13 protein-coding genes are annotated in these 11,192 nt (G+C 45.5%); 8 read left to right on the forward strand and 5 right to left on the reverse strand.

The features are described from left to right. Window positions 1-31: 31 nt before the first annotated feature. Both fabF and EBR25_07065 read left to right on the forward strand, forming a co-directional pair. Complete coding sequence (gene fabF, locus EBR25_07060) at window positions 32-1,279, forward strand: beta-ketoacyl-[acyl-carrier-protein] synthase II (protein NBW40747.1); 1,248 nt, start codon at window positions 32-34, stop codon at window positions 1,277-1,279. Window positions 1,280-1,281: 2 nt separating this feature from the next. After that, window positions 1,282-1,521, forward strand: a complete 240-nt coding sequence (locus EBR25_07065) for a hypothetical protein (protein ID NBW40748.1) — start codon at window positions 1,282-1,284, stop codon at window positions 1,519-1,521. 55 nt (window positions 1,522-1,576) lie between these two features. Here EBR25_07065 and EBR25_07070 read toward each other — a convergent pair whose 3' ends face one another. Continuing rightward, window positions 1,577-2,131 carry a hypothetical protein gene (locus EBR25_07070; GenBank protein ID NBW40749.1) on the reverse strand — a complete coding sequence of 185 codons (555 nt, stop codon included), beginning with the start codon at window positions 2,129-2,131 and terminating at the stop codon, window positions 1,577-1,579. 259 nt (window positions 2,132-2,390) lie between these two features. Here EBR25_07070 and EBR25_07075 point away from each other — a divergent pair, with 259 nt between their 5' ends. After that, window positions 2,391-2,783, forward strand: a complete 393-nt coding sequence (locus EBR25_07075) for a DUF454 domain-containing protein (protein ID NBW40750.1) — start codon at window positions 2,391-2,393, stop codon at window positions 2,781-2,783. A gap of 5 nt (window positions 2,784-2,788) precedes the next feature. Further along, window positions 2,789-3,187: a glutaredoxin family protein gene (locus EBR25_07080; protein NBW40751.1), complete on the forward strand. Its 399-nt coding sequence runs from the start codon at window positions 2,789-2,791 to the stop codon at window positions 3,185-3,187. Window positions 3,188-3,207: 20 nt separating this feature from the next. Here EBR25_07080 and nth read toward each other — a convergent pair whose 3' ends face one another. Further along, complete coding sequence (gene nth / locus EBR25_07085; protein ID NBW40752.1) at window positions 3,208-3,942, reverse strand: endonuclease III; 735 nt, start codon at window positions 3,940-3,942, stop codon at window positions 3,208-3,210. Between the two features lie 2 nt (window positions 3,943-3,944). Here nth and EBR25_07090 point away from each other — a divergent pair, with 2 nt between their 5' ends. Further along, a complete protein-coding gene (locus EBR25_07090) occupies window positions 3,945-5,027 on the forward strand; it encodes a hypothetical protein (GenBank protein NBW40753.1) in 1,083 nt (360 codons plus the stop codon). On the opposite strand, the gene EBR25_07095 is transcribed toward EBR25_07090, so the two are convergent. After that, on the reverse strand, window positions 5,024-6,226 hold the full coding sequence (locus EBR25_07095) for a hypothetical protein (protein NBW40754.1): 1,203 nt from the start codon (window positions 6,224-6,226) through the stop codon (window positions 5,024-5,026). The two genes, EBR25_07090 and EBR25_07095, sit on opposite strands and share 4 nt — an antisense overlap. Window positions 6,227-6,338: 112 nt before the next feature. Then, window positions 6,339-7,871, reverse strand: a complete 1,533-nt coding sequence (locus EBR25_07100) for a Si-specific NAD(P)(+) transhydrogenase (GenBank protein ID NBW40755.1) — start codon at window positions 7,869-7,871, stop codon at window positions 6,339-6,341. Window positions 7,872-8,096: 225 nt separating this feature from the next. On the opposite strand from EBR25_07100, the gene panB reads away from it, so the two are divergent. Genes panB through smpB form a run of 3 tightly spaced genes read left to right on the forward strand, consistent with a single transcriptional unit; the run spans window position 8,097 to window position 9,913 of the window. Further along, window positions 8,097-8,987: a 3-methyl-2-oxobutanoate hydroxymethyltransferase gene (gene panB, locus EBR25_07105; GenBank protein NBW40756.1), complete on the forward strand. Its 891-nt coding sequence runs from the start codon at window positions 8,097-8,099 to the stop codon at window positions 8,985-8,987. A 9-nt stretch (window positions 8,988-8,996) separates the two neighbouring features. Next, complete coding sequence (locus EBR25_07110; protein ID NBW40757.1) at window positions 8,997-9,398, forward strand: aspartate 1-decarboxylase; 402 nt, start codon at window positions 8,997-8,999, stop codon at window positions 9,396-9,398. 38 nt (window positions 9,399-9,436) lie between these two features. Further along, window positions 9,437-9,913 carry an SsrA-binding protein SmpB gene (smpB, locus tag EBR25_07115; GenBank protein NBW40758.1) on the forward strand — a complete coding sequence of 159 codons (477 nt, stop codon included), beginning with the start codon at window positions 9,437-9,439 and terminating at the stop codon, window positions 9,911-9,913. A 21-nt stretch (window positions 9,914-9,934) separates the two neighbouring features. Here smpB and EBR25_07120 read toward each other — a convergent pair. Continuing rightward, window positions 9,935-11,192: hypothetical protein (locus tag EBR25_07120; GenBank protein NBW40759.1), on the reverse strand; the 1,258-nt coding region annotated here is incomplete at its 5' end.

Raw genomic sequence — 11,192 nt, forward strand, 5'->3', positions numbered from 1 at the left:
TCACCGTTTGAAGGAAAGGAGAAGGAATAACGTGAACAATCGAAGACGGGTCGTTGTAACAGGACTCGGGGCAGTTTCCCCAGTTGGACTGAATACGGAAGAGAGTTGGAAGGCGGTGCTTGATGGCAAGTCGGGTGTTGGACCGATTACTCGATTCGACTCAGAGCCTTTTAGCTGTCACATTGCTGCGGAAGTAAAGAATTTCGATCCAGCAAATATTATAGAGTCGAAAGAGCTGAAGAAGCTCGATCTGTTTTCACAGTACGGAATTGTTGCAAGTGACGAAGCGTGGAAACATGCGCGCCTCAACGAATCAGATATGCCCCGCGAGCGAGTGGGTTGTATTTTTGGAGTTGGTATCGGAGGTCTCTATCAGATAGAGAAATATCACGAACTGTTGTTGAAGTCTGGCCCTCGAAAAATTTCCCCGTTCTTTATTCCTGGAATGATCACAAATCTCGGTCCGGGAAACATCGCTATTCACCTTGGCCTTAAGGGAGTCAATTACACTGTCACCAGTGCGTGTACTTCATCAACTCATGCCATCGGAGAATCATTCCGTATGATTCGAGATGGTCTACAGGATGTGGTGGTCACTGGAGGTTCTGAGGCTGCGGTTGTGAAGCTTGGTATCGGAGGCTTCTGTGCTCTTAAGGCCCTTTCTACCCGCAATGATGATCCTGAGAGGGCTTCACGTCCGTTTGATAAGGATCGAGATGGCTTTGTGCTCGGGGAGGGGGCTGCAGTGTTGATTCTTGAAGAATTAGAGCATGCACTACAGCGGGGAGTAACCCCTCTCGCTGAGGTTATTGGCTATGGATTTTCTTGTGATGCTCATCACATAACGGCTCCGTCGCCAGACGGGGAGGGTGCTGTATCGTGCATGAAGATGGCAATTGAAGATTCAGGATTGGGTCTTGATCAGGTCCAGTACATTAACGCTCATGGAACTTCAACTGACGCAAACGACAGCACAGAATCGCAAGCAATTATTCGTGTTTTTGGAGAAGAGCTTGCACATAAGTTGATGGTGAGTTCAACCAAATCAATGACCGGGCATCTTCTTGGTGCCGCTGGAGGAATTGAGGCCTTGTTTACTACACTCGCTCTTCGTGAACAGGTGGTTCCTCCTACTATCAATCTGGAAGAGCCAGGTGAAGGGTGTACACTTGATTATGTTCCTCATAAAAAGCGTGAGGCGAATATTGACGTTGCGCTTTCAAATTCCTTTGGCTTTGGTGGAACAAACGCAACGGTGGCCCTAAGGAGGTATGTTTAGGAGTGCCAGCCTCGAAAGACGATTTTCTCGAAGAGGTAACTCGGGCAGAGGATATTCTTCTCGGGGGCTTAGGGTTTGGAGACGAAGCTCGAATCGTTGAAATTTCCCTCCAAGGAAATCGTTTTTCCGGCACCGGTCGCTGGGCTGACGGAGAGACCTTCTCCTTTGAATCAGAAGAAGATCTTTCAGAGCTGGATCGATGGGCCATTGAGATCCTTACTCAAGCAAAGAAAGATGAGTAATCGGTGTTTTATCTTCCCTGTTATTGTTTTCAATACTAGAGGCGCTTCAATACTATCATCGAGGAAAGAGATCGGTTCCTGTTTCTTCATCCGAATAAGGCCGCTCAGAATTTAAGCCATGTAATAGCTCATGCGAATCTTTCGAAGTATCGCTTGATGTAGACTCGTTCACCACTCTTGCTGTAAGAGGTACGGAATGCTTATCAGGTAAGCGCATATCATCTGCTTTCGATGAGGAAGGAGTTCCATATGATGAGTCTTGCTGAGAACCTACATCAGTGTGTGAGAAGTCGATCGCGTCTGTATACGTCAGCGTGAGCTTTTCTTTCACTCCAGGAGAGAGTCGTTTGTCTACCGTTTCAACCGCTTCCTCATAAGCTTCATAGGTTGAGACGAGTGATATCTTCATTGCTTCCAGTTTTTCCAGTAGCTCTGTGCTCGTAGCTTTTTTCTGTTCCTCATAGACCTCCCGAGCTTGTTCCTCACCGCTCCGAAAAGCTTCTTCGATAGCTTTTTTCTTTCTTGCTCCCTGCATTGCCCATCCGATAAGTACCCCAGTCGAATAGCAGAGAATTACAAGAACAAAGGTGCTAAGTGGAAAACCAAGCATAGAGAGACTCCTACGAATAGTATGTAAACAGAACGGTATTCTTTTTAGGCATTGAGTTCAAGAAAAGTTAGTTTCAATTGACAAGGAGCAGGCGAGAAGAGGCCTCTGGGAGGGATTATCACCTTCTGCGAGTCTTTTTGATGTCTCTGTGCATCTTTTATGATGGAACGTGCAAGTTCTGGCTGAGCCTTCTCTGAGATGAAAAATCTCAGTATACTGAGAAGACAACAGAGGATTTGATCCTGAGGAGTTGTGAGTCATGCGTATTACCTATCTTGTAGGTGGATATCTGTTTTTGCTTATTGGTATCGTCGGCATTGTTTTGCCTGTGCTTCCGACTACCCCTTTTCTCATTATTTCAGCCGGATGTTTCTCTCGTTCAAATGAAAAGATAGAGCGATGGTTAAAGGCACATCCACTTCTTGGTCCACCGATTTGTAATTGGCAGGAGTTTGGCTGCATACCATTCAGAGCGAAAGTATTGGCAACGGCGATGATTTCGTTCACCGTCTTTGGAATGCTCCTATGGGGTCACGTTCCCAATCAGGCACAAGCCCTACTTTTGGGCGCTATCTTTCTGGGGCTTGTCTATGTCTGGACTCGGCCTTCCTCGGTACCGAGAACCAGTAGTGCTGCTATCGAAGAGATATAGGCTTTGTGAAATCTGCAAAGCGATTACTCCCATTTCTAGTCTGGCTTCTATTCCTGAATATTCCTCTCGGGAAAAGATTCATGGAACCGATGCATGATAATGAGTTTCTTCTTGCTCAAGAGCGACACCTTGATGTTCTGACTCGTACTACGAGCAAGACAGAAAAAAGAAAGCAAGTCTCGGTTTATGTCACTTCGTGGTGCCCATCCTGCAGAAGCGCCGAGAAATTCTTAAGGAGGCATAAGGTGCCCTTTACTCGCTATGATGTTGAGAAGAATGGGGCAGCGAAAAAGAGGTACGAGCAATTTGGTACGAAAAAGGTCCCCGTTATTCAGATTGGGAGTCGGTATATGATTGGCTTTCATGAATCCCGTCTTCGGAAGCTGTTACAAATACCGAAATAGCAATATTGTTTCGTTCTCTCTTATGAGTCTGCCGTATCCTTTGAGGGGCACAGAGCGTTAATTGAGCAACTCACACAGAGCGGCCTTTGCGCTTTGCATACTCTTCTCCCATGAAAAATAAGCCAGTGATGGAGATTCCGCCAATACTGCGGCTCAAATTTTGCTTTAACCTGCTCTTCTACTGCTTCACGATTCTTTCGAGTAGCAAGCTTTAATCTTCGAGAGACCCGATATACATGAGTATCAACAGGGAAGGCAGGTTCGATTCCCTTTTCTGAGAGGATGACGTTTGCGGTTTTTCGGCCAACACCAGGTAGGCTTTCTAAGTGCTTTCTTTCAATAGGAACTCTACTTGAGAACTCGCTTTCTACTCGCTTGGCTGTTTTTATAATATTACGAGATTTTGTCTTAAAATAATTCACTTGTCTGATTATACGTTCAATGTGTGATATGCGTGCTGTTGAGAGCTCTGCAAAGCTGGGATATTCCTTGAAAAGTTCGGGAGTAACTTCATTTACTTTTTTATCAGTGCATTGGGCCGACAGAATAACCGAGATCAGTAGCTCATAGTCGTTACGGAAACAGAGCTCTGATTGTGGATTCGGATAGAGTGTTTCAAATACAGTAAGGAGCTTCTCTTTCTTTTCATCACTCCATACTTTTGATTTTCCGGAACTCTTCACGTGATCTCCTCTTTTTTTTCTTCTATCATTTCCCGTGATAGCGTGCGAGATTACGGCGTAGGGCCAAAATATTCATGATACCAGACGATATTCAATTAGTAGCACAAAAATTGGGGAAGCACCTCCCTTTCGGGGATGTCTGCGAAGTAATAGCGCTTGCTCCCGATGTCTCAGCACGAAGATATTTTCGAGTCTTGTACTCGCATAGGGAACCGTCTACGGCGGTGCTTGCATTTATGCCTGATGGAGTAGGGCCTCTAGGAGGAGGATCACAAGATATCGAGCAAAGAGATGCATTTATATTGATTCAACAACTTCTACAGAAGCACGACATTCGGGTGCCTGAGATTTACGCGACTGCCCCCAAGGATAAGTGCTTACTGCTTGAGGACCTTGGCCAGGAGACCCTCGCTGCTCGGATTGCCTCACCAGAGACGAGTCGAGAAGAAAAAGATGCGCTTCTGAAACAGGCGATTCAAATTCTATCTCAAGTACAAAATATCCCAGTACGCGCTGATACTGAATCGTGCGCTCTTTTAGTGGAGCGCCAGCCACAGTTTGAACAATTGAGAAAGGGTCCAGAGGAGTTTTCTCACTTCTATTTACGAGATTCAGGTTTGACGGTAGGGGAGCGTGAGATATTCTCCGATTTTTCATGTCAGCTCAGCGAAGAGATCATGTCGCATCCACGAGTCGTTTCGCACTACGATTTTATCGGACACAACATCCATATCTTACACGATAATACACTTGCGATTATTGATTTTCAGGATGCCTGTCTTGAGTCGGTCGCGAGGGATCTTCATGCATTGCTCTGTGATCGAGATATGGCTCGGCACCTTGGGGAGCATCATCATCGTGAGCTCTTTGAATTTGCGACAACGATTTTACCGCTCCCTGAGTCCTTTCTCCCTATTTATTTTGAGTATGCGGTGCATTGGGATATGCGTGTCGCTGGAAGATTTTCAAAGCTTGTCTTGGATGATGGTCGTGCTCAGTATGAGCAATGGATTCCCCACACGGTAGGTCGTGTAATGCATGAGCTTGAAGCGATTTGTAAGAAATTTGAACGAGCGGCTGATATCATCGATATCATCCTGAAAAGAAGCGGAAAGGCGAAGGAGTGGGCGAGTATGGCTTGGACGGTGAGATACTAAAGACGTCCAAGATCGTTCTGGGTACCCGTTGCCATATAGAGAACGTTATTCCCTTCTTGGTGTGCTGTTCCGTTGAGAATTATGCCCTGATGCTTTTTAAACGTTTCAAGGGCATGAAAAAATTCGGCTGCGTCTTCCTCTGACTCCCATGTGCTCTTCCATCGTATCTGTCCGTCAGGCTCGAGCATAAAGCAGTCATGCTGAAGTCCATCAGCAATCCGCTCTGATTCGGTGATACTCATAAATTGACTGAGAGTGGTGCGAATGATGAGTTCTCCCAGAGAGCGAGAGTAAGCAGAGTTGTGTCGATCACAGATGTTCTTGGAACTGTTATCATCAAGAGAGCGTTCTGGATGAAGAATATATTGCGTTTCAGAGGGTAGACTCTGAAGCACGGTGTTTCGTACAAGATTGGGTTTGAGCAAATAGAGTTTTTCCCAGAATCTGAGGCCTTTCTGATACTGAGCAATAAAGAGAGATTCGAGTAGGGGAGGCATCTGGCATTCCTGGTTATTCAGTTCGAGGGGTTGAAACTCATACTGCAAATCCGTATCTGGCATGAAGACTTGGGGATAGGACTGAACGAGCTTTTTTGATACGAGGTCTGCATCTCCCTCTAAGAGGGCTCCTAGAGATAAAGCCGAATCGTGAAATAATCCTCGCAGTTTATTGTTCTTTGTGAGGTCAAGCTGTTCATTTTGAAAGTGATGAACAAGTTCATGAATGACTATTTGCGGTAGAGGCTCTGACCAATTCGGCAAAACAAGTGCTTTATTTGATGGTATGTAAAAAGCGGATGCAAGTCGGATAAAAGCCGGATAGATGCACTCGATATAATTATAGGTTTGAGGAACGAGTCCCAGGTGTTTTAAAGCGTACATCTCATATTCAAGTTCTTTTGGAGTAGCTTCTTTTTGAAGCACGCTGAGCAAGAGTTCTTTATATTCGGACTGATTGTACGTATTGCAGCTAGGTGTGTGCTGTATGTCTTGCTGTAGATAGTCCTCAATTCGACTAATATACGAGGGGAGGTTCTCACAGAAGGACCGGGGAGTAGTTTTTTGGAGAGCGCATCCTGTCAGCAGAACTGAAAATCCAATGACAAAAAAAAATGCCAGTAGCAACGAACGTACACGAGAACGGAATTGAGGAACTGCCGTATCTCTTTGGCTGTGAAGAATACCAAGATGAAAATTCATATCATGAAGTGCCTGTCTCAAGACTCAATATAAATCTGGCTCTTAAGAATTCTCACATGGTGAGACTTCTCAAAGAAGAGCAAAAGGAAGGAATGCGTACGATATTGAATAATCAATTGATGAGTGAGCGCACCGCGTCTTTATCGCGGAGCTCATCAGGAAGATTTTGGGTGGCAATCACTTTATTGAGTCCATCGAGTGCGGCAGTTTTATATGCCTGACAAATACTTGGATAGTTGAAGATATTATGAGCAATATGATCAATGGTACCTTCAAATGCGATAATGAGTTGCCCAAAGTGAATATGCTCTGTTGCTTCGTGCCCGATGATATGGACTCCGAGAACTTTTCGAGTATGTCGATGGAAGAGAATTTTTAGCACTCCGGTGGTATCACCTACAATTCGTCCTTTATCAACTTCGCTGTAACGAGCAATTCCGATTTCATAAGGGACTTTTTTCTCGCTTAATTGTTGCTCATTCTCTCCAACAGTTCCTATCTCGGGAACGGTAAATATTCCAAAGGGGAGTATCTGCGGCGTTTGAGTCTCCGCTAGGTTAAATGCATGACACGCCGCCATTCGACCTTGCTCGAGGGCGGTCGAGGCAAGAGCTGGAGAACCAACAACATCACCTACGGCATAAATATGCGGAACGGATGTTTGATAGGAATCATTTACCGGTATATATCCCCGTTCGTCGGTCGTAATCTTCAGCAGCTCGAGATTCAGCTTCTCAACATTTGGGATCCGTCCTGCTGATATTAAGAGTTTTTGAGAGACTATTCTTTTTCCGCTTTCTAGGTAAGTGATCGCTCGACCGTCTGGAGATACTGCAGTTCGTGTCACTCGGTCACTCGTAATGATCGTCGCTTTCTGAGCACGCAGCGTATATACGAGATTATCTACCAGTTCTCGCTCTATAAATCCAAGCAGACGATCAAGGGCTTCGACGATAGTTACCTTAATACCGAGAGCCGAGAACATAGAGCCATATTCACACCCAATGACTCCACCGCCAACGATACAAATGCTCTTCGGAATAGAATCCATATGCAAAATGCCATCGCTATCAAGAATAATCTTTCCATCGTATTCAAAGCCTTCAGGCCTTCGTGGGCGCGTACCGGTAGCGATTATGATATATTTACCAGTAATAATTTCTTCTTTTGATTCTCTTTTGACTCGAACTTCGTGTTCGCTCATAAATGAGCCAATACCTTCAATGACATCAATGCCATTTCGTAGCAGTTGTGCGCGAACTGTTTGTTCAATCTCAGCAGTAATCCAAGCACTGCGCTTCGTCAGGTCAGACATCTGTACCTGATTCTTGACGCGATAGGCTCTGCCGTAATGAGTTCGCTCTCTGTAGCCACTCAGGTGAAGGATCGCTTCTCGGAATGACTTGCTTGGGATGGTGCCGTCGTGGAGGCATACGCCACCGACATAAGGATTATAGTCGATAATGGCAACTCGCTTGCCAATTTTAGCCGCTTGAATCGCAGCTTTTTGCCCGCCTGGACCGCTACCAATAACCAAGAGGTCGTAGTCGAACTCTTCTTCTGCTTCTCTCACCATACCGAAAACAGTCGGCAGGTTCAGAGGAGAACAAAAGGTGAAAAACTGAAGAAATACGAGAAAGAACAAAAATGCTCTCTTTCGCGAGAGATGGGGCCTGTTATTGAAAATACAGTAAAAGCAGTAGCTTGCAGCTCTTTGCTTAAAAATCAAGCTGGACCCCTTGCATCGGAGGCGGAAAGAGACCCTATAATTTAGGGGGCTTAGGATGTCGATAGGGGTACTACGGCAATCCCAGCAAAGCCTCAAAAAAAACTTTTGGCCACCGCATTTACTGAAAACAGGAGTGACTCTATGGCCCCATCAAAACTTAACGGGTGTAAGATTCCCGATAAGAGAACTGTTCCTCATATCATAGAAAGAAAAGGCTCTGACAAGCCGCTCGTTGCGCTCACAAGCTATGATTATACGAGCGCTAAGCTGATTGATGCAGCGGGAGAAGTTGACATTATTCTTGTCGGCGATTCCCTGGGTTCTGTTGTACAAGGACACCCCAATACTCTTCCCGTTGAACTAGAAGAAATCGGATATCATACAAGATGCGTGGTTCGTGGAGTGGTGCATGCGCTTGTGATCGCTGACATGCCGTTCATGTCTTATCAGATATCTCCAGAACAAGCCTTAGAAAATGCGGGGTATCTTATGAAGCAGGCAGGTGCGCATGCAGTGAAGCTTGAAGGTGGACGTTCTATGCAGACGACTATTAGTCGATTAGTTCAAGTAGATATTCCCGTTTGTGGTCACATAGGGCTGACTCCGCAATCGTATCATCGAATGGGGGGGCATAGACTACAGGGAAGAAGTACCTCTGCGAATCGAGCACAAACAACAGCAACAGAAGTTATAGAAGATGCTCTTGCTGTGGAAGAGGCAGGAGCATTTGCCTTAGTTTTGGAGGGAATTCCCGCTGAACTTGCCGAACAGATTACTGAACGGATTTCTATCCCTACGATTGGGATCGGAGCGGGACCTGCTTGCGATGGGCAGATTCTCGTTATCAATGATCTCCTAGGGCTTCAACCAGACTTTGCTCCGCGATTTGTAAAAAGATATCGTGAATTGGGAACAGAGATCATGAATGCGGTTTCTGAGTATGCGAATGAGGTTCGTTCGCACACCTTTCCGGCAGCGAAGCATTCAGTCTATGAGGACACCAGTAAAAAGGTTCGGCTAGCGAAGCAATAGGATGAAATTATGTTTCATAAGGTGTTGAAGGCAAAAATACACAGAGCAACGGTTACTCATGCAGATTTACACTACGAGGGAAGCATTACGATTCCTCCCGATCTGCTTGAGGCATCAGGAATAGCTGAATACGAAGCTGTCAATATTTGGAATGTGACATCAGGTACTCGGTTTGAGACATATGCGATAGTTGGAGTTCCTGATTCTCGGGATATAGCGGTCAATGGAGCAGCTGCTCATCTCGTCACGCCAGGTGATATTGTCATAATCGCTGCTTTTACGTATCTCTCGCCCGAGGCGCTCTCGATTCACAAGCCAAATCTTGTCTTTGTTAATGAGCAGAATGAAATACAAGAGCTTCGAGATGAAGTACCAGGACCTCAGGAGCCACCTCGTATCTTTCGAGTCTAGGTGCTATGATGATGCTCGGTTTATGAGGAATTATAAGAGTGGCTCAGACTGGCACGGGAGACTCCTTTAAGGTTGTCTCTGACAATAAAAAAGCACGCTTTAACTATCACCTTGAAGAGTTTTTCGAGGCAGGCATTGTGCTTACTGGCGGCGAAATTAAGTCTATCCGTGAAGGAAAAGTGAGTCTTCAGGAGAGCTATATTATTCCGTCAAAAGGAGAGCTGTTTCTCATTAATGCACACATCAATCCGTATCGCTTCGATACGAATTCTAAAGAAGAGCCGACTCGCAAGAGGAAGCTCTTAATGCACAAGCGAGAGATTGAAAAGCTGACAGGAAGAGTCGAGGCGAAGGGATATACTATAGTGCCTGTTCGACTCTATCTGAAGAAGGGAAGAGCAAAGCTTGAAATAGCCCTCGCAAAGGGGAAAGACCGGGGAGATAAACGAGAGACAATCAAAGGTCGAGAAGCACAGCGCGAGGCTGAGCGAGCTCTGAAGCGCTCGAAGCAATAGTAAATGGAACCAGTCAAGTTGTTACGATACTGGGTTGCAGGAGTAGTGTTGTCTCGGAATTTTTGCAAATTCCCTTTTCGCTGCTCGTAATGCCTTTCTTGCCGGCCGGCGAGTTCGTTCAAGAATTCGCTGAGCCTTAAATTGAGCTCTTGATGATGAGAGTCCTTTCTCCATTAAGAGCTCGACGAGTTTTCGTTTTAGAAATCCGCGCGTATTTTTTTTGAGAAACTTTCGAATTTGCTTGGATGTCCTCTTAGATCTGATGACAGTTTCATCGTAGTTCTCAATAGCGCATGTATCGATCTGAGTCCCGGCGCAGAGCGTTATTAAGGAGGTTGGACTCCAGATGAGAGCAGCTGCGTTCTCCTCTAGAGTTGTGAGTTTCTCATGTTTCTTTTCAAATCTGTTCGCGAGACGACTTCTTAAGAGTCCTCTCTTTTTGTGTCGTCTTTCTACCTGTAAAAACCGATTTCGGATTTTTTCGGTTGCCGAGCGTATGTTTGTCTCACTTTGTAATTGAATGGGAGTAATATCAATTGTCTCACATGTTAGGCACGATGAATTGTCACCACCGCAAACTCCACAGCTATCCGCTTCACTACCGCTGGGACATTGAGGCGGAGAGAGGCAGTCAGGGGTCTGAAGGGCAACCGCACATGTTGTACTTTGCGCTTGTGAGTCAGTAACGGTAACGGAGGCGGCACATGTTTCTCCAACTGAGGGTGAAACGCTGAGTAAAGCTTCGTAAGAATGGCTTCCATTGTCTAGCGTACCGTCCGTACATGTTGTTTCAAAAGTGTACTGTAAGCTACCGGGAGCGGTCGTAGCTGAATCAATTGCAGAGAGAGTAATATTTATATTTTCACCAGCGCATTGGTGAGGGATAGAGGAAATTACTCGTATGTCACATGTCGGTGGGTCAAATGAAGTCGCTTGGTCTACACAAATGGGGAAAGAGCAATTATCAATGGATACCAGTCCACCATTTCCTTCCATTTTCACTTTATATGGTGTCTGAGCTGATTGCGTTGCAGTCCAAGAGAGCGAAAGGACATTCACGGTACTAGAGAGTGGGAAAGTATAGCTCAGATTTTCCGTACTTTCTGGAGATAGCACGTCACCATTTCCAATAACCACGGCTTGAGCGAAATCAACGGTGCAGGTTGCGAAGTTGTCATTCGCAATTAAAGATTCGATAATGAACTCAGCTGCAAATTCTTCTCCTTCTTCGACTACATAACATTCTCGATCGTTATCAAAGGGCTGGGAAGTACTTGCG

The organism is bacterium, assembly GCA_009926305.1.
In the GTDB taxonomy this organism is placed as follows: domain Bacteria; phylum Bdellovibrionota_C; class UBA2361; order UBA2361; family RFPC01; genus RFPC01.